We start from the raw sequence: 24,988 nt of genomic DNA, 5'->3' as shown, positions 1-24,988 counted from the left end.
ACCTACTTCTTCTTACGTTTTTCCTTAAAAAAATTATCTATTAATTCTTTACATTCTTGAGATTTAATCCCTGAAACAACCTCAACTCTATGGTTAAAAATACCATCATCAACAACATTTAATATAGAGCCTGCAAATCCTCTTTGCACATCCTTCGCACCAAATACCAAAGTTTTAATCCTACTATGAATTATTGCCCCTGCACACATTATACATGGCTCCAATGTAGTAAATAAAACCGCACCATCAAGTCTCCAATCTCCAATATAATCTTCAGCTTCTTTTATTGCGTTTATTTCTGCATGTTCAAATGCATGATTATTAGTTTCAACCATATTGTGTCCTCTCCCAATAATCTTTCCATCTAAAACCACAACTGCTCCAATTGGAACTTCTCCATTTTCTAAAGCCTTTTTAGCCTCTTTTATTGCCTCATTCATAAAGTATTCTAAATCCATAAAACCTCACTTATATAAATTATATCACATAAACTCTTGTATTTTTTGCTATAATTAAAGTATTAAACTAGAAAGGATTACTATGAAAATAATATTCTCACCTACAAAAGATATGAATTTAGAAAATCCAATTGATACAGATTGGATTTTAACAGAAGAAACACACAAAATAATTAATGAATTACAAAAATTATCAGATGAAGAGTTAAAGAAAAAATTAAAAATTAATGAAAATATTTTAGAAACAGTAAAAGGCTACATTTCAGAATTCAGAAAGAATGTAACTTACCCTGCTCTTTTCATGTACAATGGTCTATCTTACAGAACTATGAATCCATCTTCATTCAATGATGCAGAACTAAAATATTTGAATCAACATTTACTTATATTATCTGCTCTATATGGCCCTATTTTACCAAATACACTTATAAAGCCGTATAGACTGGACTTTTTATCAAAAATAAAAATTGATAATAAAACTCTAAAATCCTTTTGGAAACCATTATACAATCTAGAAATTCCAAATGGTGAAACTGTATTAAACCTTGCAAGTAATGAATTTTCAGATTTATTCGATAAATCAAACTACAATTGGATAGACTTTGAATTTTATGAAAATAAAAATGGTAAATTAAAAACTCATTCAACAACCTCAAAAAAAGGACGTGGATGGATGGTATCATATCTTGCAAAAAATAATATTAAATCTACAGAAAAATTAAAAAAGATTAAAGATGAATTGTCATATAGTGAAGAATTGTCAGAAGAAAATAGGTTAGTGTTTATTAAAGAATAAAAAAATCAACTCTCGGCACTAATCCTCTAGTTCTTGCGAACTCTGCGGAGGTGCCTACGTTGATTTTTTTTATTTTAGTTTTTCTATTTTCCCTTATTTTAATGATAAAGACATTAAAAAATTATTATTTTAATTCTATTTAAGTTCATAAATTTTATCACAATCCTCAAGAAATTCCTTGTTATGACTGATTGCTATTATAATATATTCCCCTGTATTATGCAATTTCAGTATATTTTCTCTAATAATTCTTTCCGTATTCTTATCAATATTTGATGTTATTTCATCCAGTAATAACACTTTATTTTTTCTAAGTAAACCTTGTGCTAATGCTAATCTTTGCATCTCTCCACCGGACATTAGCTTACCAGCCTCTCCTATATCGGTATTTATACCCTCCTCTAAACTTGAAATATAATTATCTAATTTAACGAATTTTAATATTTCGTGTATTTCTTCATTCGATACTTCTTCATTTGAAAGTCTTAGATTATATTCAATAGTTCCAGGAAATAAATCAATTTGTTGTGAAATTTTTGTTACATTATCTCTAATACTTAACGGGTTTATTTTATTAATATCTATATCATTATAAAATATTGTATTGTTTTCCACATCATAAAATTTAAGTAATAAATTAAAAATGGTAGATTTCCCTACTCCACTTTTCCCTATTAATCCTATAAAATCACCTTTTTTACATTCAAAATCAAAGTCTTTTATTATACTTTTATTTTCATTATATGAAAAACTTAGTTTGTTAATTTTTATGCTATCTATGCTGTTTAGATTTATCTTGTCTTTCGTATCCTCGCCTATTAAGGTTAAATATGAAAATAACTTATGATTTTCAGCATCATGTTTTTTTATTTCAATATTAGTTCTAAATATATTATTTATATTTACATACAAAATAGAAACTAATGAGAGTATAGATATCAATTCACCAATAGAAATCATTTCGATATTTTGACTAATAATATATGCTCCAATACCAAATGTTAAACCGGTAAATAACATAGATAAAAATCCTGTCATCCAAATACCCGTTATCATATCTAGTGCTGCTATTTTCCCCCATATCTTTGATGTTTTTGAATTTATTACCTTAACCTCATCAATCTTTTGGTTCTCAATTCTTAAAGATTTTACCGTATCTATTCTTTTAAATATATCCGCTCTAATTTGATTTGACTTAGCATTATTTTCTAAAACACTACGTATGTTTTTATCTAATTTTGAAGATATTATTTTAATTGGAAATATAGCTAAAGGTATAATAAATAATTGCAATAAAGATAGATAAATTGAATATCTTAATATTAATCCAAAAATCACTACACAAGTAATTATAAAGCCATAATATTTTGGAAGCTCAGATACATAAAAATTTATATAATTTACAGATTCCTTTGAAGCATAAGTAGCCAACTCGACTGAATTATTTTTATCAAAAAAAGATTTATTTTGATTAATTAAATTACTTAAAATATCTATAGATAACTTATTACCATTTTTTCTTGCAAATACAATAGTTATATAATTAAATATAGCCTGAATTGTAATATATGTAAACGGAATTAGGACAAATAAAAATATACCTAAGAAAATCTTATCTACACTATTTTTAGGAATATATTCATCTACTATATTTTTCATAATAATGGGCGGAACTAACGTTATAAGTTGTAATAAAATAAATATAATAAAAGAAATTATACTTATTGTCTTAGATTTATATTTCTTAAAATTATCCATATCAAGCCTCAAATCACTTCGTACTTTGTTAATATCTCAAAAAATTCTGAGACGTCACTTTTTATTTCATCACTAAAACCCTTATATCTATCTGATAATATTTCAATTATTTCTTCTTTAGATTTTTTATCAAGAATTAAACGCCAAATTTCTGTACCGCTTTTATCTAAAACTATAGATTTATTATTACCTTTATTAACTATTAAAGTTTTATTTGTTAATATTGTATATGATATATCTTTATTCATTTATTATTTTTCCTTCCTTTGAATTACAATATTCCTCAGATGGAATAAAAATATTTCCAGTCTCATTAATATTTGTAACCAGACATACATTACATTTTAATCTATTCTTACAACTATTGCACTTATCAAAATGCTTACTATTTATACTTCTAATAATTTTAAATAAATGAGAATTATTCCATATATGCTTAATAGAATTATCTTTAATATTCCCAGCACTAAAATTAAAAAATGTACACGGATAAATATTACCTCTTGAATCAATAGAGCAAGAAATTCTTCCAGCACTGCATAAAAATCCATTACTGTTTTTTTTATTATAATTTAATAAATATTTATTTCTTTCTATTTGTTCAATTGTAGGTCTTAATTTTTCTATATTTTTTGCTCCTGTAAGCAACATATTAAAGTTAATATATTTTTCTTGCACTCCTAGATTAATAAAAAAGTTCTTGATATGTTCCAATTCATCAATATTATATTTAGTAACTGTAACAGCAATTCCTATTGGTATATTTTTATCTAATATATACTTTATATTTGACAATACTCTATTATATGATGTTTCCTTATTAATGCCGAAAATGGAATTATATGTACTTCTATTTAAAGAATGAAAACTAATAGTTACTCTATCGACATTAATTTTATATAATTTATCAATATCACTAAATTTCATTAATTGTCCATTGGTAATAAATGAAACTCTAAATCCTAATTTTTTTGAGTAATCTAAAATATCTAAAAAATCCTCTCTACAAAAAGGCTCTCCACCAGAAAAACCAAGATTATAAACTCCCATTTCTCTTAAATCATTCAATAAAGTTTTATAATCTGATAGAGTAAGATTACCTTTCTCATTATGAATATTCCCTTGAAAACAAAAAATACAATTAGCATTGCATCTTGCAGTTACGTCTATTTCTGCAGAAAATAATAAATTATTATTATTATATGCAATTTCCTTAAAATATTCATAAGAATTAAAATCGTTAATAATTTTTTCCATTTTTTCTCCACTAACAGCAACTAATTCTATCACATGCTACCTGATTACTTGATATGTCAATTACAGACATAGGTGCAACTATCACTTTAGGTTTAATCCACATATGTTCCTCCTTTACAAAATAAATTTAGTAGATAGAGATTGAAAATATTTAATTAAAATTTAATATTATGTTTAAATACAATATCTACTATATAATAGTACTTATTTTTTTGTATATGTCAATAATTATTTTTTTAATATTTTGTTAATTTATCTAGAGTTGTCAAACATATGTGACAAGAAACCAATCTAATAATATTTTTCAAAGGGCTTAATAAGCATTAACAAAGAATGCATATTTCTGTCAAGGAAAAAGCGAAGCGACCCTTGACTGGAATATGCATTCTTTGTAGACTTATGATGCTCTTTTGAAATATCCCTCAACCATTTAATTTGGTATCTTAAATTCTAATACTCTTCTTGCTATATTATTTGTTCTTACGCTATATCTTTGAAATGCCTTATACATTTCTTCTTCGCTCTTAACTCTTTTTTTACTGTAAAATAGATCATTATCTATCTTATGACTTCTTTCTACTACACCATTTTTCCAAGGTGAATACAGAATATTAATTACTAGAAAACTTAAAAAGATGTTAAGAAATTAAAAAGAGAATTAGAAATTTTACTCTCTAATTCTCTAAATATATTACTTTAATTCTTTACCAACACTATTTGACAAAAAACCACTAATTTAAGTTTTCTTTTTCTACTGTATAAGTCTATTGCTGTTATTTGATAATACCTTTCATAATTACTCTTAAATCCAATACATTCAAGTGGTACATATTTTACATCTATTTCTACATATTCACCTGGGTAAGTTCCTTTTAATGGTTTATATTTGCTTTTTGGATAGCTTATTTTCTTAGGTTTCTCATAATTCTTAAATTTCTTTATTTGTTTACACATTGAACCATAGCTTCTTTTATATCCTGAATCAAGGCATTTTCTATATACCTGACCTAGTCCTTCATGTTTGTGATATTGATATTTTTTTCTAAGTAATTCTATTTCACCTTTTGTATGTTCATTAGGATGACTATGTGGACGTCTTGATTTATTTGCTAAAGATTTTACTGTTCCATCATATTTTTTTAGCCATCTTTGTACTTGTTGTCTGCTAGTTTTATATCTTCTTGCAGCCTTTGCATTATTTTTATGTTTTATCGCATATTCCACAACTTTTTGACGAAATCTCATTTCTTCTGTTATACTAGTTTTCATAGGAAGCCTTTCTTTCTGATAATTTTTTTGTTGTTAAATTTATATTACCAGATGGCTTCCTATTTTTTTATTTTTTTGTCACATATCTATTATTACCTAACATATTATTTTAATATTTTGTTAATTCATAACTATCAATCAATATATATTTTTTTCTATTTTTTAGTTTAAAACAAATAAGTGTTACCTTATAAATTATTTTATAATATATCATACTTTAGAAATAATCTTATTAATTTATGAAAGTTTCATATATTGACTGCAAAATATATTTTATATTAATAAAAAGCCAAAAATCAACGTAGACACTTCCTTAGTTCCACAGGTGAACTGTCCAAAAAAGTTATACCAAAAATCAACTTTTTTGGACAGTTCAAGAAGCGAGGACTAGTGCCGTAAGTTGATTTTTGGTTTACTATATTAATTTCTTCAATTCTTCAACTCTATCTAATCTTTCCCATGGTAAATTTACATCACATCTACCATAATGTCCATATACTGCAGTTTGTGCAAATATTGGTTTTTTTAATCCTAAAGTATCAATTATTGCTGCTGGTCTTAAATCAAATTTTTCTTTAACAATTTCTGTCAATCTATCATCATCTAAAACACCTGTTTCATAGCTATCCACATAAATTGAAACTGGTTTTGCGATTCCTATTGCATAAGCAACTCCTACTTCTAACTTTTTAGCAAGTCCTGCTGCAACCATATTTTTAGCAATATATCTTGCCATGTATGATGCAGATCTATCAACTTTAGATGCATCTTTTCCTGAATATGCTCCACCGCCATGTCTTGAAAAGCCCCCATAAGTGTCAACTATTATTTTCCTTCCTGTTAGTCCACTATCACTTACAGGTCCACCAATAACAAATCGACCTGTTGGATTTACAAGATATTTCGTATTTTCATCCACAAGAGATTTATCAATTATTGGTGCAATAACTTTTTCCATTAAATCTTTTCTAATTGTTTCTAATGTCACGTCTTCATCATGTTGCGTTGAAATTAAAATCGTTTCTATCTTTTTAGGCTTACCATCAACATATTCAACTGTTACCTGAGTTTTCCCATCTGGTCTTAAATAGCTTAGTTCTCCATTTTCTCTAACTTCTGCTAGTTTCTTAGCTAGCTTGTGGGATAGAATCAAAGGCATTGGCATATATTCTTCTGTTTCATCTGTTGCATATCCAAATACCATACCTTGATCTCCTGCCCCGATTTTATCATATGGGTCAGTGCTGTGTCCTTTAGCTTCTTGAGAATTATCTACTCCTAATGCAATATCCGGAGATTGTTCATTTAATTTTATAATAATTTCACAATTTTTAGATTCAAAACCATATTCTTTTTTATTGTATCCTATTTTTGCAATAACATCTCTTGCAACTTGTTCTACATCTACATTGCCTTTTGATGTGATTTCTCCTGTTATAAACAAAGTGTTATAAGAAGCTACGACTTCACATGCAACTCTTGAATTTTCATCTTGACTTAAATAAGCATCTAAAATAGCATCTGATATTTGGTCACATACTTTATCCGGATGACCTTGTGTAACTGATTCTGATGTTAATAATTTTTTCATAACTCTTCCTTTCTTAAAATAATTTTTATTTAAAACAAAAATACCTCACTGAAAAGTAAGGCTGTCTGTCTTATCTTTCAGGTGATCACCTGTAGCATTTAGCACCTAACTTAATAGGTTGCCGGACTTCATTGGGGCTATTCCCTCAGTCTCTCTTGATAATATTATTAAGTTAATATAATTGTATGATAAAAAAAGATAAAATGCAAACTATTTTGCATTTACTCCTTTTATATCTTCTTTTAACTGTTCCATTAATTTTTGTTCTTCTAACTCTTTTTGCTTTCTTCTATCATTTGCCTCTTTTAATGAAAATACACATCCACAATAATTTTGTCTATATATATCAAATTTTTTACAAAGCTCCAAAGAACGCTTAAATCCATTCTTCTTCTTAAAATCAGCATACAAATATCTTACATTATATTTTTTTTCTAATTCTTCACCAATATGATTTATCAATTGTGAATTTTTATATGGTGAAATAGAAAGAGTTGTTGTAAAATAGTCAAATCCATGTTCTTTTGCAAATTTGGCAGCATATCCAAGTCTAAGGTTAAAACAAATTCCACATCGTGGACCACCTTCCTTATCGAGCTCATGGCCTTTAACAACTGAAAAGTATTCTTTAGGATTATAATCTGTTTTCATAAGTTCAATCTTATTTACTTTATTAACAAGATTTATAAATCTCTCTTGTTCTGCTTCTCGCTTGTAAAATTCTTCTGTAGGATGAATGTTTGGATTATAATATAAAACTGTAATATCAAAATATGGTGTTAAGTACTCCAAAACATATGTACTACATGGAGCACAACAACTATGTAATAAAAGTTTTGGAATTCTACCAACTTTTGACTCTTTTTCTAATATTTGCTCCAACTTAATTTGATAATTAATCTTATGTATTTGTGGTTCACTCATACTTTACCCTTCATCATATTATTTAAATTTAATATATAAATTATATTAACAATATACATTATACATTCTAAGAGTAAATAAAACAATTCAATTTTTATTAATATCATAAAGAAAATCAAAAAAATAATAAGATATTTGAAAAAATTTGTAATAATCATTTTTCTATATAAGTTTATGATATGACTTTTGATTTAACTAAATCAATATTAATATTCAAACAACTGATAAATAATAAAACTTTTGGGTATATTTTTCATTGTAGTGATTTTTTTATTCTTTTATTAATTAGTATTAAAAAAACTAATTATAAAATAAAAAAGGAATCAATAACATTAAATTATGGAGGAAAAATGGAAATAATCATCATAGGTGGTATAGCTGCAGGTATGAGTGTGGCAGCAAAAGCTAAACGAGTTAATAAAAACACTAACATCACTGTAATAGAAAAAGAATCTTACATATCATTTGGAGCGTGTGGATTACCATATTACTTAGGAAATCAATTTGAAGACCCAAATAATATGTTTGCTCGTACACCTCAACAAATAGAAGAATCCGGAATAAATCTAATGTTAAAACATGAAGTATTAGAAATTAATTTCAAGGATAAAAAAATTCTAGTTAAAAATTTAGAAAATGGTATCACTTTCGAAAAATCATATGATAAACTTATGATTTCATCAGGAGCTGTCCCTATTATTCCAAACATAAATGGAATCAATTCTGATAATTTTTATACCATTACAAAATTATCAAATGTTGAAAAATTGAAAAAAAACTTACCTAATTATGAAAAAATTGTTATAGTCGGTGCTGGATTTATAGGTATAGAAGTAGCAGAACAACTAGCTCATTTAGGTAAAAAAATTACATTAATACAAGGTGCAGATAAAATAATAAACGGACCATTCGATCCAGAATTTTCTGATCAAATTCAAAAAGCATTAGAAGAAAAAGGTATCAAAATAGTTTTAAATGAAAAATTTGAAAACCTGATTACTGAAAATAACGCTATTAAAAAGGTTATTACAACTAATGATAAATTCGATGCGGATGCTGTAATATTAGCTATAGGATTTAAACCAAATACATCATTCATTAAAGATGAAAATCTAGCCAAATTACCTAATGGAGCAATTATTATTGATAAATTCGGAAGGACTTCTATAAAAGATGTATTTGCTGCCGGCGACTGTGCCACAGTCCCTCACAAAATAATAGGTGATATTTACTTACCTTTAGCAACATCCGCAAATAAATTAGGTAGATTAATAGGCACCAATATTGTATCAGATGAAAAAAATTATGAGGAGTTTATCGGAACTTTAGGAAGCTGTTCAATTAAGGTCGGTGATTTCGAAGCCGGTAGCACTGGTTTAACAGAAAAACTTGCAATTGAAAAAGGCTTTAATATTAAAACTACAATTGTAAATACAAATAATCATACAAACTATTGGCCCGGTCAATCAAAAATAACTATAAAGCTTGTTTATGATGCAAATACTAAAGTTATTTTAGGGGCTCAGGTATTTGGGAAATCAGATGCAATCTTACGTATGACAGGATTAACAACAGCAATTTATGCAGGATTAAAAACAAGCGAATTAGGATTTATTGATTTTGCATACTCCCCTCCATTCGCTTCAACATGGGAAGCAATAAATGTAGCAGCAAATGCTGCCAAATAAAAAACATAATTATAATTAAGGAGAAAATTTATGATAAATAATAAATTTTTTACTGGTTTCTTAAAAATCAGCAATTACTATACTATAATAGCTATAATACTTTTAATTGCGAGTATATTTTTACTAAAAGTATTAAAAGACAAAAAAGTTTCATTTGCAAAAAGAATGATAATATCTCTAGTTATAGGTTTAATTTTAGGAATAGGGTTAGACATTTTAGGAACAACAAATACTCTATATAAAGAATTTGCTCGTGTTGAAATTACTACGTGGTATTCTCTTGTAGGTAGTGGATTCTTAAAGCTTGTTCAATTACTTGCTGTTCCGGTAGTATTTTTATCAATTATAGAAGTAATGACAAATATCAAAAGTGGAAGCATTAAATCTTTAACATGGAAATCATTTTTAACACTTTTAGGCACAACAGCTATAGCTGCTATAGTTGCAATAATTGTAGTAAATATATTTAATCTAAACGCTTCTGGTTTCGCAGCGGAGTTAACAGAAGGAAAAATTGAGTCAATGAAAAATATTGCTTCTCAAAGCTTTCCTCAATTTTTCTTACAATTAATACCTAATAATATTTTTCAAGTAATGTCTACAAATAGTAGTATAGTATCAGTAGTTATAGTTGCTGCTTTATTTGCATCAGCATTGCGTTTCTTATCAGCTAAAAAGCCGGAAAAAATAAAGCCTTTTAAGGATTTTCTAGTATCAGCAAAAGTTGCTGTGACCAGTGTTTTAACTAACATTATTAAATTTATGCCTTATGGCGTAATCGCATTAGTCGCAAATACAATAATTTCAAATGGTATTAATTCAATAATGGGTATGATTGGCTTCATCACTGCATTATACACTTCTGTAATTATAATGTTATTAGTATATGTATTAATTTTACTAACAGTTGGTGTAAATCCTATCAAATTCTATAAAAAGGCATTTACAACACTATTATTTGCATTTTCATCACGTTCAAGTGTCGGGACATTACCATATACACTCTCAACATTAGAAAATGAAATGGGTGTATCAAACCAAACTGCTAACTTTATCGGGACATTAGGTACAACAATTGGTATGAATGGTTGTGCCGGTGTATTCCCTGCAATGCTTGGTGTTTTAGTAGCTTCCGCAACAGGTGTAACAATAGATATATCATTCTTGGTATTATTAGTAATCGTTGTAACCATCGGTTCAATCGGTATAGCAGGTGTACCCGGAACAGCTACAGTAGCAGCTACAGTTACATTAAACGGTATCGGATTAGGAGGTGTAATTGATAGTATAGGTGCAGTATTTGGAATTGATCCAATCGTCGACATGGGACGTACAATGTTAAATGTATGCGGCTCAATGGTATGTGCAGTTGTTGTAGACCGTTGGGAAGGTAAGATGGATATGAACAAATTTAATTCAAAATTAGCTTCAAAAAATGAATAATAATATCATGAGGCTGTTGCGAAATAACTTTTTTGGTTATTTTGCAATAGCTTTTTCTTTTTAATTTTTAATTGAAGTTTTAATCAAAACATTTATATACTTTAGAAATTGAATTTGTCCCGTGATTTAAATTAAAATTTAAGCATGGTATATTATTTTTGCTTTTCATATTAATATTATACCGAAAACAAGCACTAGATGTTGAAATCTAGGGCTTGTTTTATGGTTTTATTAATTTTTTGTAATTTAAGGGCTATCTTTTATTTTGCAACTGTCCCTAGTATTGTGACTAACTTACAGTATAAAAAAAGAGCAGATACATCTGCTCTTTTTTTAATGTGTAAATTAAATTATTTAATTTCTACTGTTGCACCAGCTTCTTCTAATTTAGCTTTTAATGCTTCTGCTTCTTCTTTAGAAACTTTTTCTTTTAATGTTTTTGGTGCACCATCAACGATTTCTTTAGCTTCTTTTAATCCTAAGCCTGTTTCTTCTCTAACAACTTTGATTACTTTGATTTTTCCAGAACCTGCTGATTCTAAAACAACATCAAATTCTGTTTGTTCTGCTGCTGCAGCTACTTCGCCACCTGCAACTGGTGCTGCTGCTACTGCAACTGGTGCTGCTGCTGAAACACCAAATTCTTCTTCTAAAGCTTTAACTAATTCTGATAATTCTAAAACTGTTAATTCTTTTACTTCTTCTACTAATTTTGTTACTTTTTCTGACATCTTATCCTCCATAAATTAAGCATTTTGCTCTTGTTTTTCTTTTACTGCATTTAATGCATAAACTACTTGTCTTAATGTTCCTTGCAATACATTTGCAAATCCAGCGATAGGTGCATTTAATCCACCTAATACTTGTGCTACTAATACTTCTCTTGTTGGTAATTTTGCTAATGCTTTTACATCTTCTACATCAACAACTTTTCCATCAAGTAAACCTGCTTTTACAACTAATTTTTCATTTTCTTTTGAAAAGTTAACTGTAATCCTTGGTCCTGCAACCATATCTTCATTGCTGAATACAAAACCGTTTGGTCCTGCTAGATATTCTTCGAATCCTTCATATCCTAATTCTTCTAAAGCGATTTTAACCATTGTATTTTTATATACTTTATAGCTAACTCCTTCAGATCTATACTTATTTCTTAAATCGGATACTTGTTCTACATTTAATCCACGGTATTCTACAATTACTACAGATTTAGAGTTTTGAATAGCATCTTTAATCTCGCTTACCACTTGTTGTTTTAATGATAATGCTGATTGACTCACTTTTCACCTCCAAAATTCTTGGCTACTTTTGAACAATTTTAATAAAAAATCTCCCTATGACATAAAGACATAAGGAGAGTTAATAATCATATAATCGCTCCTATATAGGAAATTAAGGGAAACCCACCTATAGTCTTTGGCAGCCTATTTAATTTACTTGTATAATATATCACATTATTCAATATAATGCAATATTAAATTATAGAAATTATAATTCCATTAATCTAACAGTGTTTAATTTTACACCAGGTCCCATTGTACTTGTAATTGTTACTGATCTTAAATACTTACCTTTAGCTGAAGCTGGTTTATCTTTTATAACTGAACGAATCAATGTTTTAATATTTTCTAATAATTCTTTTTCACCAAAGCTTGCTTTACCTACAGCAACGTGAACTATATTTTGCTTATCTGTTCTGTATTCAACCTTACCAGATTTTGCTTCTTTAACAGCTTTAGCTAAATCAAATGTTACTGTACCAGCTTTAGGATTTGGCATTAAACCTCTTGGTCCTAAAACTCTAGCTACTTTACCTACTTGTCCCATCATATCAGGTGTTGCAATAGCTACATCAAAATCCATCCAATTTTCTTTTTGAACTCTATCTATTAAATCTTCACCAGCAAAATCTGCACCTGCTTCTAAAGCTTCATTAACTTTTTCACCTTTTGCAAATACAGCTACTTTAACATCTTTCCCTGTACCATTTGGTAATACTACTGTATTTCTAACTTGTTGGTCAGCATGTCTTGAGTCAACACCTAATTTTAAATGCAATTCTACTGTTTCATCAAATTTTGCTGTTGCAACCTTTTTTACTAATTCAACAGCTTCTTCTAGTTCATAAAATTTTTCTCTATCTACTAAATTTGATACTTCTTTAAATCTTTTCCCTACTCTTGGCATATTTTCCTCCTTGTGGTTAAACGGTTGTTAACCTCCCACTATTATTCTTCGACTGTAATCCCCATTGATCTTGCTGTCCCAGCTATCATGCTTTCAGCTGCCTCTAATGATGCTGCATTTAAGTCAGGCATTTTTGTTTCAGCAATTTCTCTTACTTGGGCTTTTGTTAATTGTCCTACTTTTACTTTATTTGGTGTACCAGAAGCACTTTCTAATCCTAAAGCTTTTTTAATTAAAACAGGTGCTGGTGGTGTCTTTGTAATAAATGTAAATGATCTATCTGCATAGATTGTGATTACAACAGGAATGATTAATCCTGCTTGTTCTTGTGTCTTAGCATTAAATGCCTTTGTAAATTCCATAATATTAATACCTGTTGGCCCTAAAGCTGTACCAACTGGTGGTGCTGGTGTTGCCTTTGCTGCAGGTATTTGTAATTTAACTATTGATTGTACTTTTTTAGCCATTATATCCTCCTAAATAACTAATGTGGTTAATTGCGGTCTTTCCTCCCACTAAATAAAACGATTATTGTTTTATATCTGTAAATTCTATTTCTGCTGCTGTATCCCTACCTAAAATATCAATTAATGCAGTAACAAATTGCTTTTCAGTATTGATTCCTGTAATTTTAGCATTAAATCCACTAAACGGTCCGGAAATAATTTCTATTTCATCCCCAATTTCTAAATCAATTTCTACAACTTGTTTTACAGTTTGAACCGGTTCAGACTTTTCAATTCCAAATTCTCTAATTTCTTTCGCACTCAAAGGCACAGGTTCTCCATCAGGTCCAATAAATCCCGTAACCCCTCTTGTATTTCTTATTAAATACCAATTTTTAGAATCAACAATCATTTTTATTAGTACATATCCTGGAAAAATCTTTCTTTCTTTTGAAACTTTTTTTCCGCCTTTAATATCTTCATACTCTTCCATAGGAACTTTCACATCAAAAACATTGTGAGCCTTCCCATTTTCAATCATATTTTCTATTTTACTTCTAACTTTATTTTCATATCCTGAATAAGTATGAACAACATACCAATTCGCTTGTTCAATATTTTCGTTGTTCATTTTAACTCCTTATTAAACAGTAAATGATAATATAAATCCAAATAGCATGTCAAGCAATTTTGTAACTGCTGAAACAACAGCTATTGTTACAATAACAACAAATGTTGCCTTTAACAATTCACTCTTTGTTGGCCAAGCTATTTTTCCGTATTCACTTCTAATTCCTTTTAAGAATCCTTTTTTTTCTGTACTCATACTAATCTCCTATTTAGTTTCTTTGTGAATAGTATGTTTTTCACAGAATTTACAATACTTTTTAAGTTCAATCCTATCTGTAGTATTTCTCTTATTTTTCATAGTATCGTAGTTTCTTTGTTTACATTCTGAACATGCAAGTTTTACCTTATCCCTCATATTATACCTCCTACGTAATTATTATCAGACGGTAACTCTGATACATCAATATATTTTATATCTAAACACTTAAAAAGTCAAGTTTTTCACTTGACTTTTTATTAATTTGCTACCTATTTTAAGCATACATTTTTTTTATAATAAATTGTTTTAATCTTACAGGCAAAATCATACCTAAAACTAATGCAAATTTATATAATATTCCTACACTACTCTTAACTTTTGGATTCTTTTGTGTAGCTAATTTATATAACTTGTTAGCTATTACAATAGGCTTCATTCCATTTATTTCATCTTTTTCCATTTTGCCTACAGAATTTTCAACTCTTAAATGATAAAAATCCGGTTCAAATTCATTTTTTATTCTATTTTTTGTAAAAGATGTAGATAAATCTCCCGGTAATAAAGCAATTGCTCTAGCCCCTGAACCTTCCAATTCATTATCCAAACACTGTGCTAATGAAAGAATCGCCGCCTTTGTCGCTGAATAAATCGCTTGAAAGGGTATTGGTATAACCGCAGCAACTGAAGACATAAAAATTATACGCCCCTTCGTATTTCTTATATGTTTTAATGTTGCATTAGCTAAAAATGAACAACCAACAAAATTTACATCAATTTGACTTCTTATATTTTTATATGAGTGACCTTCAACTGATCCGGAAATCCCAAATCCGGCATTTGATATAACTGTATCTATCCTTCCTTCTCTATTAATTACTTCATTTATAGCACTCTCAACAGTATTATAATCTGTTACATCACAGTAAATATGACTTGATATATCACTATCTTTCCCCGTTCTGCTTAAATCATACACCTTATAATTATTTTTTTTAAAAACTTTAGCCGCTTCAAATCCTATACCTTTTGAAGCACCGGTTATCACAACTACTTTTGACACTATAACAATCCCTCTTTTTTCATTAATTCTTGAACTTTATCTAAGGTGTATTGTATTTGTTCAAATGTATGACCACTTGTTAAACAAAATCTCAATCTAGCTCTTTTTTTAGGCACAGCAGGATAAACTGCCGGTGGAACAAAAATTCCTTCATCTTGTAATTCCATACTTAATTTAAATGACATTGACTCATCACCTACGTATATAGGAATTATTGCACTTTCTTTAGCAAGACAAGTGTCTAATCCTCTTAACTTTGCCTGTTCTATAAAGTACTTAATATTAGATTTTAAACTCTTCACTCTACTATTATCTCTTTGAATTAATTCAACAGATTTCTTTGTTGCAGCTGCTAACACCGGTGAAATTCCTACTGAAAATACAAATCCAGGTAAAGAATATCTTAAATATTCAATTAAACTATGCTTTCCTGCCAAATATCCTCCACAAGTTCCTAACCCTTTAGATAATGTTCCCATTTTTATATCTATATCATTTGGATCTAAATTAAAGTATTCATCTACTCCTTTCCCATTTTCACCAATTACACATGCTGAATGTGCTTCATCAACCATTAAGAAACATCCATATTTCTTCTTAATTCTTACATATTCATCAATAGGTGCAATATCTCCATCCATACTGTATACACCTTCTGCGATTATGAGAATTTTTTCATACTTATCTCTGTTTTTTTCTACCAATCTTTCAAGCATTTCATAATCGTTATGCTTAAATCTCTTAGCTTTAGCACTGCTCATTCTGATACCTTCAGTTACTGAATTATGCATCAAAATATCATAAAGAATCAAATCATTTTCATTACAGAAATTCCCAACAAATGTTACATTTGTTGAGTGTCCTCCAACTAAAACTATAGCATCCTCTGTATGTTTCCATTCTGCAATTGCTTTTTCTAATTCTTTATGCAAAGTTTTCTCACCGGCTAATAATCTACTACCACTTGCACTTGTACCATATTTATCAACCGCTTCTTTCGCAGCTTGATTAACTTCCGGATCTCCTGATAAACACAAATAATTATAACTTCCAAAGTTTAAAACTTCTTTACCATTCATAATTGATTTATCGGTTAATGCTGAGTCATGTGGTACAAAATAGGGATTTCCAAACGTTTCTAAAATTTCAGAAACTCCTTTTACCATTTGCATGTATTTTCCAAATTCTCTTGAATTTTCAAAATCTGTTATTTTTTTTATTTCTTCCATATTTATCCTCTTTTATCTCAATTTAAATCTCTTTACCGCTAAATATTTAATTCCCACAAATCCTAAAATAATATATATTACACAAAAAACTAATAATCCCCATGAAACAACCGGACTAACCGCACCAAAAATTATTGATAAATACGATATCATATAGATAAACCAGGTAAGCATTGAATACAATGGATTTTTAGCTTCTATATCTTTATTAAATGGTTGAATAATATAATATGCAAATAAATAATGTAATGTATAAAACAAAAGAGCAGTAATTGCATAAATATAGCAAATTATAGTTTCAAATACTGTAAATTTAAAATTATATGTAATAACTGTAATTGAAGTTAATAAAATCATAAAAATCACAGCTTGAAGTTTTAATAATTGCATCATTCTTATTTTTATTGATTTCATTAAAAAATCTTTTCTTCGATAATAACTATATTTTAATAAACTATAATCCATGTTTATAAAACAATATCTAATGAAAAAATCCGCATTAAACAACATATAACATCCGGCAAATATCACTAATGGAAAATACGTTGGTGCAGTTTCAATTATTTTTTTTTCATTTTGGGCGTATATAAAATACGATCCAACCGCAAATCCAATTAAGAATATAGCTTTAATTATTCCTTGAATTATAAGTTTTTTCTTGATAGCTCCAAGTGTTCTATAGAAAAATATTTTATTGATATATTCTATTCCACTATATTTAGAAAAATCTTTTTCATCTTTTGATATTTTCTTTTCAGATAAGGAATAATTTTTCTTGTTAATTTCTTTAATATCAACTTCATTAAGTTCCTTATAATTCAAATATCTATAAGAAACTTCTTCAATATTATCTCTTTTTAATGCTAAATATGTTGAAATTACAAAAATTAAAATACCAATTATTGCAAACTTAAAATCATATAAAGCAATGAAATTAATTAAATCTTTTATAAAAAATATTACCGCTACAAAGACAACTAATACTATAGATGCAAGTATCCAAGAAACTATATTTAATTTTTTCAAAAATGATTTATTTTTAAAATTAAATTTAAGAAATATCACAGCTGCTAAGTATCTTATACTATACCCAAATATTACAAAATACAATATTTTTAATAAATCAATATTTATTCGAAATATTAAAAATAATATTTTATTTGAAATGGTATAAGTTAAAATGAAAATAATTGCATCATAAAAAAATAGGCTCAAATGATAATCTCTAGGCTTCATCTTCATTTGTTTAATATATAAATAATTTTCTTTAGTATTTTCATAGAAATATGAAATATAGACAAATACACCTAAAAACAAACTCAATGAAATCAAATAAAATAAAAAATCTCCTTTTTGTAAGTTTTCAAGAGTTTTATATCCATTTTTTTTACCGAAATCATTTAATATTTCTCTTAAAATTTTTTCATTCCAACCCAGAATTAAACCATAAAATAACAACTTTGAAAATATTTTTTTTATAAAATGCCAAATTGTTGAAATAAAGAAAAGCAAATCATCTGCTACTGTTATATTGTATGCTTTATTTTTAAACAATTTTCCTATTAACGGTATTCTTTGTAAATAATAAATTAAAAAATTGTAATTAGAATAAAATTCTTTTTTCTTAATTATACTAATTGCTCTAAACATCTTTTTCTTCCTTCAAAGCTTCTACAATCTTACTTTCATAATTTTCATCTTTTTCAAGATTACTCAATGATTGCAACTTACCATTATGTAACAATACAATTTCATCACATAAGTCTTTAGCTAAATCAAGCATATGTGTTGAAACTATAACTATATGATCATTTTTAAGAGATCTAAAGAATCTTTTAATTTCTGCAGCACTTACGACATCAACCGCTGTTAAAGGTTCATCAAGTAAAATTATTTTTGGTTTTTGAATATAAATAGCCAACAACGCTACTTTTGACTTCATTCCTGATGAAAAATCTTTTAGGAGTCTATGTCTATCTTCTTGTTCAATATTCATTTCATCAAAATATGTATCTATTTTAAATAATTCATTCGGATTATTAATATCAATAATAAATTTAATATATTCATATGCTGTTAAAAAATCTGGTAAATGTGTTTCAGCAAAAACCATTCCTATATCTTCAACTTTAAGTTCCCTTAATTTTTCATCATCAAAGAATCCGATATTTCCATCATCTTCTTCAAGTTCTCTATATAAGATATTAAATAGTGTAGTTTTTCCGGCACCATTTCTACCAAGTAAACCATAAATTTTACCATTTTCAAATTGGTAACTTGCATCAATTAATACATCTTTTTCCTTAAAAGATTTTTTAATATTTTTAATAACTAATTTCATCAATTCTCCCCCTACTAATAACTAAGTAAAAAAGCTATTTTTATAACTTTATTTTACATCATCACTATTTTTTTTACAAATAATTAATAAAATTAACCTAATTTATAAATTTTCACTTCAATATATTTTTAATTTCAAATGAATGATGAATAGATCCTACTCCTCTTCCTATTTGTAATTTTTCTGACAAAGCATTATAAACAAATTTTTTAGCTAGTTTAACAGAGGTTTTCAAATCATATCCCTTCGCCAAATTTGACACAATAGAACTAGAAAGTGCATCTCCTGTACCTCTAGTATTTTTAGTATCAACTTTTTCCCCTTTTATCCAAAATATTCCTTTATCAGTATAAAGCAAGTCATCAGCATCCTCTTCGCTAACTCCACTTTTCAATACTACATTAGTTCCAAATTTTTCATATATTATTTTGGCAGCAGTTTCCATATCTTTTTTATTTTCAATTGTAATTCCTGCTAAAATTTCACCTTCTCCAATATTTGGAGTAATCAAATCCGCCAAAGGTATTAATTCATCAATTAAAGTTTCTATTGCTTCATCATCAATTAATTTAAATTTTCTATGAGCAATCATAACAGGATCTATTACTAAATTTTTGGGTTTATACTGTTTCATTTTTTGAGCTACAACCTTTATCAAATCAGAATTTAAAAGCATTCCGGTTTTTGTCGCATCAGGAATAATGTCAGAAAAAATTACATCTATTTGTTTTTCTAAAAATCGTGATTCAACTGGCTGCACCTCATAAAATCCAATTGTATTTTGAATACTAAGCAAAGTAATCGCACACATCCCATATACATCATGTGCTGTCATAGTCTTGATATCAGACATCATACCTGCTCCACCAATTGGATCAACCCCAGCAATTGTTAGTACTTTTTTCATTGTATTTCCTTTTTAATTTTTTTCTATTTAATTATAGCATTTTTTAATATAAAATTTGAATAGAATTATAATTCTTCATACTTAATTTAAGCATTCATAAAATGTGTATGAAATATACATTGAATTTTAAATAAATATATCTAGAACATATCATCTTGTGATTTTAATTGTGTATTACAAAAAAAGAATCAGAAACTTAAAGTTTCTAACTCTCTTTACATTTCTATAAAATTGAAAATCCTAAGTACTTTACATCTTTATTAAAGTCTATTACCGTTTCTAATGATCTTTGATTTAAGTCCTTTCCAAAATCAGCTATTTTTTTCAACAAATCATTTTGAACAGTTATTATATCTACTCCTAACTCATCAGCTTGAACTATATTGTAAACCTCTCTTGTTGAAGCCCATAATAATTCAATATTTTTCTTTGTATTAACAAGTTTTACCGCTTCTTCCATAATAGGTATAGGATTAACTCCTAAATCAGCTATTCTACCGGCAAATATAGATACAATCGTATTTGCATTTTCAGAAACAGCACATACTACATCTTTAACTTGTTGTATTGTAAAAATTGCTGTTACATTAACATTCACCCCTAAAGATGAAAGTTCTTTAATTAATGGAATACTGGATTCTCCTTTTGTATTTTGAATAGGAATTTTAACAAAAACATTTTTTCCATATTCTTTCAATATCAAAGCTTCTTTCTTCATAGTTTCAAAATCATCTCCAAAAACTTCAAAAGAAACCGATAAATCTTTTATTTTACTTGTAACTTCTTTCGCAAATATTTTATAATCCTTAACTCCTGCTTTTTTCATTAAAGATGGATTAGTTGTAAATCCTGAAACAACACCTTTATTATATTCTTCAAGCATTCCATTTATATCTGCACCATCTGCATAAATTTTAACTTTCATATATTACTCCTAATCTTCAACAATATGATTAATTGATTTATCTGATGGTCTAAAAATACTTGGTAAAATTAATACAATTAATACAACAACCGCTAATAAATAAACTCCTGTATTATGCATAAATTCTCCAACTCTGCCTAAAACTATTCCTAAAACTGCAAAATCTACATCTCCAAATGTTGTATTTGCAAATCCTAATTGTCCTAAAACCGGTAATAACAATGCTGGTAAAAATGATAATAGAAGCCCATTTACAAATGCACCAATTATAGCACCTCTTTTACCACCTGTAGAATTTCCATAAATACCTGCAGTTGCCCCACAGAAGAAATGAGGAACCATACCAGGTATGATTAAAACCCCTCCTGCAAAACCTAAAATCAACATACCTACAACACCACCAATAAATGATGAAACAAATCCTAAAACAACTGCTGTTTGTGCATATGTAAAGAATACAGCACAGTCAACAGCTGGTATAGCATTTGGTATAACTTTTTTCGCAATTCCTTGGAAAGCAGGAATTAAGTCAGCCAATATCATTCTTACACCGGCATAAACTATAGCTACACCAACAGCAAAGTTCAATGCTGAAATTATGGCAAATACATATGGATTTTGACCATTTGATAATTCCTTAGTTACATATTCTGATCCGGCAACCATAGCTGCAAACAAATAAAATATCATCATAGTTAATGCTGTAGAAATCGTAGTATTTCTTAGAAATCCTAATGATTCAGGAACTTTTATTTCTTCTGTTGATTTTGACCCTTTTCCTACTAAACTTCCAATAAATGCACTAACATAGTAACCTAAGCTTGAAAAATGTCCCATGGCGATATCGTCATTATCTGTAACCTTCAATGTGTATTTTTGTCCAATTGCTGGAGAAATAGCAGACCATGCTCCTAAGAAAAATCCACCAAAAACAATTAATTCAATACCTTTAAATCCTATTGCCCCCAATACTGCTGATAATAAACATGCCATGAAAAAGCTATGATGACCTGTTAAAAATACATATTTATATCTTGTCGCACGTGCAATAATCAAATTTATAGCTAAACCTACAACTAAAATAGACATTGTTTCCACACCTAATACTTTTTGTGCAACCGATGTAACTGCTTCATTATTAGGTACAACACCTGTAATATTAAATCCTTTTTGAATCATTTTTGCTAAAGGATCTAAGTTAGAAACTATAACTCCCGCCCCTGCTGCTAACATTAAATATCCTATTATCGGTCCTATAGTTCCAGAAAAAACTTTGTGTGCCGGTCTTTTTAGTGCAATTAATCCAACAAAAGCAAACAAACCCATTAAAAATGCCGGTTGTTCTAAAATATTCTTAATAAAAGATAAAATACCATTCATAAAATCCTCCTTAAATATAATGTTATTACGTTGTTAAAGATAGACTATAATTCTTTATTGCCAATGAGACGGTTTAAAATTCTAAAATTATTTACATATCCCAACAAATCATTAGATCATTTCTTTTAATATTGGTAATACATCTTCTGTAATTTTTTTCTTATTTGTATAACTTCTTATAATTGCAACTTTTTTATCACTAGGAAAAATATTTTCAAATTCCTTAACAGTTATAAATAAGTCTGCATCTTTTCCTACTGCAGCATTTGAATCTACTGATTCTACTTCAACATCAATTCCATTTTCCATTGCAATTTCTTCTACTTTCATTTTTAGTAAAAGACTACTTCCTATCCCATTTCCACATACTGTATATATTTTCATTATTCCACCTCCTTTTTCTTTATTAAATTAATAATTTTTTTATAATCCCCAGTTTCTAAAACTTTGATATTTTCTTCATCCTCCAAAATTTTAGATAATCCTGACAAAGCTCTTAAATGAGTTTTAGAATCAGTTGTTGCTAAAACTAAAAATACACTTACACTTTTCCCTAATAAATCAACCGGTTTTTCTAAAGCCATTATACTTACAGATAATCTATTCACTCCCTTCCCCCCATTAGCATGGGGCATAGCAAATCCATCTTCTAAAACAATATATGGTCCATGTTCTAAAACTGAATCTATCATCAATTTCACGTAAGATTCATCAATGCTTTTATCTTGAATTAACGGTTTTGCTGCTTCACCTATAGCAATCTTCCAATCATCAACCTCTTTTATTTTTTTTACTCTCTTTTCATTTAATAATTCACTTAACAATGGAGCTTTCCTTTCTTTAAATTCTTTTTTCTTTATAAAAAATTTAAATATTTCTCTTGATAATTTTTCTTCATTATAAATTTTTGCATTTTGTTTGATAATTTCCATCAATTTTGATATTGCATTTTCACTTATAAAATTGTCAAATCTTATTAATTTTTCTGAAAGTTCTGCAATATTTTGATTCGAAAATATTGGATTAACTAAAATTACGTTTTTATATTCTTTCAAATCAATTGTAGAAATTATATAATCATAATTTTTATTTATTTTTTTGATATCTCTACTTGATATAGAAGCTAATATCTCAACAGATGGAAAGTAATTTATAATTTGCATCTCAATTAATTTAGATATCATTAATCCATTTGGACACACAATAATCACTTTTATATTTTCATTTAAGAAATAATTGATGTTGGAACCAAAATATACTGTGATAAATCCAATTTCATCATCTCGTAAATTTTTAAAAACATCATTATCCATTTGATTTATAGAATCCTTAACAATATCATATAAATAATGATACTTGTTTTTTATATCTCCCAACAAAGGGTTTATTATAGGAAAATCAAATTTTATTCTATAATATGAAGACAATAAATGATTAGATATTTGCCTTATAAAATTATCTTTATCTTTTATATGAATAGCCGAAAATTTCTCAAAATTTAAAATTAATTCTTCAATATAATCCTTAATCTCCGTTTTAATTTCTTTATCTCTAGTATTAGTTAAACTCGCTATATATGCTACAAAATATATATTCTCTAATTCATCCTCAAGGTCTATAATATTAGAAACTATATCGTAATAATATATATTTTTCACTTCTAAAATATTAAAATTTAGCTCTTTTAATATAAATCCATTATTTATTCTTTTTTTACAAAAGTATAAATATTTAGAAAGAGAAGAAATAGAAAAATCTGTAAGTTTTAAATTTGCTTCTCTATTTATTTTTAATATTCCATCATCTTGATATTTTAATAAATTTTCGTCAAGCATTAAATGTTTTAAGTAAAACTCCCTAATCGTATTTTCATTTCCAAAAATTTTGTACCTTGAATCATATATGAGTTTTATTTTATTTTTTTCTAATTTGGTTTTGATATTTTCTAAATCATTTAAAATTGTAGTTTTACTTACAAGCAATTCTTGGGATAATAAATCTAAATTTTCAACATCATCATTAAAAATCTTATCTACAATTTTATTTCTTCTATACTCAATATCTTCAAAATTTTTCGCATTAAAATTAAATTCATTTTTAATTTCATCACTCCCGCAATATATCAACAAATTATCTATTTTTTCGACCTTTCCAAATTTTTTAATTTCATAGTTTATATTTTCTATATCATAATAAAGAGTACGTTTTGAAATATTAAATTTTCTTAAAATATAATAAAAGTCAATATTTTGATTATTAAAAATGTAATTTAAAATTTGTTTTTGTCTTTTTTTCATATCTTTTCCCTTTTCTTAAATCAATTATAGCAAATGCAAACGACATCATAAATAACAAAATATTGCACAAAAAAAATTATTTTGCACAATGAGTAAATATATTATTTATTTAAATTATAATATTATGTTTTACTCTACATGTGAAATCGAAAATACAACTTATTTAAGTCAATATAAACTTAACAATTAAGTTAATTTACTCA

26 protein-coding genes, 1 riboswitch and 1 other annotated feature are annotated in these 24,988 nt (G+C 27.5%); of the genes, 3 read left to right on the top strand and 23 right to left on the bottom strand.

Translation table 11 applies throughout. The annotated features are described in order from the left end of the window. Positions 1-2 precede the first annotated feature (2 nt). Positions 3-458, bottom strand: a complete 456-nt coding sequence (tadA, locus tag EQF90_RS01950) for a tRNA adenosine(34) deaminase TadA (RefSeq protein ID WP_134710406.1) — start codon at positions 456-458, stop codon at positions 3-5. 82 nt (positions 459-540) lie between these two features. Here tadA and yaaA point away from each other — a divergent pair, with 82 nt between their 5' ends. Then, complete coding sequence (gene yaaA / locus EQF90_RS01945; RefSeq protein WP_134710404.1) at positions 541-1,254, top strand: peroxide stress protein YaaA; 714 nt, start codon at positions 541-543, stop codon at positions 1,252-1,254. A 135-nt stretch (positions 1,255-1,389) separates the two neighbouring features. Here the strand turns inward: yaaA and EQF90_RS01940 are convergent, their stop codons facing one another. From EQF90_RS01940 to EQF90_RS01915, 6 genes are all read right to left on the bottom strand, one after another. Then, complete coding sequence (locus tag EQF90_RS01940; RefSeq protein ID WP_134710402.1) at positions 1,390-3,012, bottom strand: ABC transporter ATP-binding protein; 1,623 nt, start codon at positions 3,010-3,012, stop codon at positions 1,390-1,392. A gap of 8 nt (positions 3,013-3,020) precedes the next feature. After that, positions 3,021-3,260 (bottom strand): PqqD family protein, encoded by a 240-nt coding sequence (locus EQF90_RS01935; RefSeq protein WP_134710400.1) that lies wholly within the window; start codon positions 3,258-3,260, stop codon positions 3,021-3,023. After that, positions 3,253-4,269 carry a radical SAM/SPASM domain-containing protein gene (locus EQF90_RS01930; protein WP_134710398.1) on the bottom strand — a complete coding sequence of 339 codons (1,017 nt, stop codon included), beginning with the start codon at positions 4,267-4,269 and terminating at the stop codon, positions 3,253-3,255. Before EQF90_RS01930 ends, EQF90_RS01935 begins: the two co-directional genes overlap by 8 nt. 696 nt (positions 4,270-4,965) lie before the next feature. Next, on the bottom strand, positions 4,966-5,538 hold the full coding sequence (locus EQF90_RS01925) for a helix-turn-helix domain-containing protein (protein WP_245152871.1): 573 nt from the start codon (positions 5,536-5,538) through the stop codon (positions 4,966-4,968). Positions 5,539-5,953: 415 nt separating this feature from the next. Beyond that, positions 5,954-7,129 carry a methionine adenosyltransferase gene (metK, locus tag EQF90_RS01920; protein ID WP_134710396.1) on the bottom strand — a complete coding sequence of 392 codons (1,176 nt, stop codon included), beginning with the start codon at positions 7,127-7,129 and terminating at the stop codon, positions 5,954-5,956. Between the two features lie 67 nt (positions 7,130-7,196). Continuing rightward, a riboswitch (SAM riboswitch) is annotated at positions 7,197-7,294 on the bottom strand. A gap of 45 nt (positions 7,295-7,339) precedes the next feature. Further along, on the bottom strand, positions 7,340-8,053 hold the full coding sequence (locus EQF90_RS01915; RefSeq protein ID WP_134710394.1) for an epoxyqueuosine reductase QueH: 714 nt from the start codon (positions 8,051-8,053) through the stop codon (positions 7,340-7,342). A 350-nt stretch (positions 8,054-8,403) separates the two neighbouring features. Here EQF90_RS01915 and EQF90_RS01910 point away from each other — a divergent pair, with 350 nt between their 5' ends. Together EQF90_RS01910 and EQF90_RS01905 are read left to right on the top strand one after the other, a co-directional pair. Continuing rightward, on the top strand, positions 8,404-9,741 hold the full coding sequence (locus EQF90_RS01910; RefSeq protein ID WP_134710392.1) for a CoA-disulfide reductase: 1,338 nt from the start codon (positions 8,404-8,406) through the stop codon (positions 9,739-9,741). Positions 9,742-9,771: 30 nt separating this feature from the next. Next, positions 9,772-11,184 carry a cation:dicarboxylate symporter family transporter gene (locus EQF90_RS01905; RefSeq protein ID WP_134710390.1) on the top strand — a complete coding sequence of 471 codons (1,413 nt, stop codon included), beginning with the start codon at positions 9,772-9,774 and terminating at the stop codon, positions 11,182-11,184. Positions 11,185-11,534: 350 nt separating this feature from the next. On the opposite strand, the gene rplL is transcribed toward EQF90_RS01905, so the two are convergent. The 16 genes from rplL to EQF90_RS01825 form a co-directional block, all read right to left on the bottom strand. Beyond that, positions 11,535-11,915, bottom strand: coding sequence for a 50S ribosomal protein L7/L12 (gene rplL, locus EQF90_RS01900; RefSeq protein ID WP_134710388.1), 381 nt, complete (start codon positions 11,913-11,915; stop codon positions 11,535-11,537). Between the two features lie 15 nt (positions 11,916-11,930). Continuing rightward, positions 11,931-12,464 (bottom strand): 50S ribosomal protein L10, encoded by a 534-nt coding sequence (gene rplJ / locus EQF90_RS01895; protein ID WP_134710386.1) that lies wholly within the window; start codon positions 12,462-12,464, stop codon positions 11,931-11,933. Positions 12,465-12,498: 34 nt separating this feature from the next. Next, positions 12,499-12,622: a sequence feature (ribosomal protein L10 leader region), on the bottom strand. Positions 12,623-12,672: 50 nt separating this feature from the next. Then, positions 12,673-13,371 (bottom strand): 50S ribosomal protein L1, encoded by a 699-nt coding sequence (gene rplA, locus EQF90_RS01890; RefSeq protein WP_134710384.1) that lies wholly within the window; start codon positions 13,369-13,371, stop codon positions 12,673-12,675. Positions 13,372-13,412: 41 nt separating this feature from the next. Beyond that, entirely contained in the window at positions 13,413-13,838 is a 426-nt protein-coding gene (rplK, locus tag EQF90_RS01885; protein WP_134710382.1) for a 50S ribosomal protein L11, read from the bottom strand. A gap of 61 nt (positions 13,839-13,899) precedes the next feature. Next, complete coding sequence (gene nusG / locus EQF90_RS01880) at positions 13,900-14,448, bottom strand: transcription termination/antitermination protein NusG (RefSeq protein WP_134710380.1); 549 nt, start codon at positions 14,446-14,448, stop codon at positions 13,900-13,902. Positions 14,449-14,460: 12 nt separating this feature from the next. Further along, positions 14,461-14,643: a preprotein translocase subunit SecE gene (secE, locus tag EQF90_RS01875; protein ID WP_134710378.1), complete on the bottom strand. Its 183-nt coding sequence runs from the start codon at positions 14,641-14,643 to the stop codon at positions 14,461-14,463. A gap of 9 nt (positions 14,644-14,652) precedes the next feature. Continuing rightward, a complete protein-coding gene (gene rpmG / locus EQF90_RS01870; protein WP_134710376.1) occupies positions 14,653-14,802 on the bottom strand; it encodes a 50S ribosomal protein L33 in 150 nt (49 codons plus the stop codon). Positions 14,803-14,920: 118 nt separating this feature from the next. Then, positions 14,921-15,706, bottom strand: coding sequence for an SDR family NAD(P)-dependent oxidoreductase (locus EQF90_RS01865; RefSeq protein ID WP_167554135.1), 786 nt, complete (start codon positions 15,704-15,706; stop codon positions 14,921-14,923). Next, complete coding sequence (locus tag EQF90_RS01860; protein ID WP_134710373.1) at positions 15,706-16,935, bottom strand: aminotransferase class I/II-fold pyridoxal phosphate-dependent enzyme; 1,230 nt, start codon at positions 16,933-16,935, stop codon at positions 15,706-15,708. The genes EQF90_RS01865 and EQF90_RS01860 overlap by 1 nt, the downstream gene beginning before the upstream one ends. Positions 16,936-16,947: 12 nt before the next feature. Then, complete coding sequence (locus EQF90_RS01855; RefSeq protein WP_134710371.1) at positions 16,948-18,585, bottom strand: hypothetical protein; 1,638 nt, start codon at positions 18,583-18,585, stop codon at positions 16,948-16,950. Further along, complete coding sequence (locus EQF90_RS01850) at positions 18,578-19,276, bottom strand: ABC transporter ATP-binding protein (RefSeq protein ID WP_134710369.1); 699 nt, start codon at positions 19,274-19,276, stop codon at positions 18,578-18,580. The genes EQF90_RS01855 and EQF90_RS01850 overlap by 8 nt, the downstream gene beginning before the upstream one ends. A gap of 112 nt (positions 19,277-19,388) precedes the next feature. After that, a complete protein-coding gene (gene thiD, locus EQF90_RS01845) occupies positions 19,389-20,183 on the bottom strand; it encodes a bifunctional hydroxymethylpyrimidine kinase/phosphomethylpyrimidine kinase (protein WP_134710367.1) in 795 nt (264 codons plus the stop codon). Positions 20,184-20,406: 223 nt separating this feature from the next. Next, positions 20,407-21,108, bottom strand: a complete 702-nt coding sequence (locus tag EQF90_RS01840; protein ID WP_134710365.1) for a transaldolase — start codon at positions 21,106-21,108, stop codon at positions 20,407-20,409. A 9-nt stretch (positions 21,109-21,117) separates the two neighbouring features. Further along, positions 21,118-22,488, bottom strand: a complete 1,371-nt coding sequence (locus EQF90_RS01835; protein WP_134710363.1) for a PTS ascorbate transporter subunit IIC — start codon at positions 22,486-22,488, stop codon at positions 21,118-21,120. A gap of 111 nt (positions 22,489-22,599) precedes the next feature. Continuing rightward, entirely contained in the window at positions 22,600-22,872 is a 273-nt protein-coding gene (locus tag EQF90_RS01830; RefSeq protein WP_245152869.1) for a PTS sugar transporter subunit IIB, read from the bottom strand. Then, complete coding sequence (locus EQF90_RS01825; RefSeq protein ID WP_134710359.1) at positions 22,872-24,785, bottom strand: BglG family transcription antiterminator; 1,914 nt, start codon at positions 24,783-24,785, stop codon at positions 22,872-22,874. The genes EQF90_RS01830 and EQF90_RS01825 overlap by 1 nt, the downstream gene beginning before the upstream one ends. Positions 24,786-24,988 lie beyond the last annotated feature (203 nt).

Source organism: Helcococcus ovis (assembly GCF_004524775.2).
Lineage (GTDB): Bacteria > Bacillota > Clostridia > Tissierellales > Peptoniphilaceae > Helcococcus > Helcococcus ovis.
The sequence above is the reverse complement of the archived record's forward strand: the minus strand, read 5'-3'. Positions and strand labels throughout refer to the sequence as shown.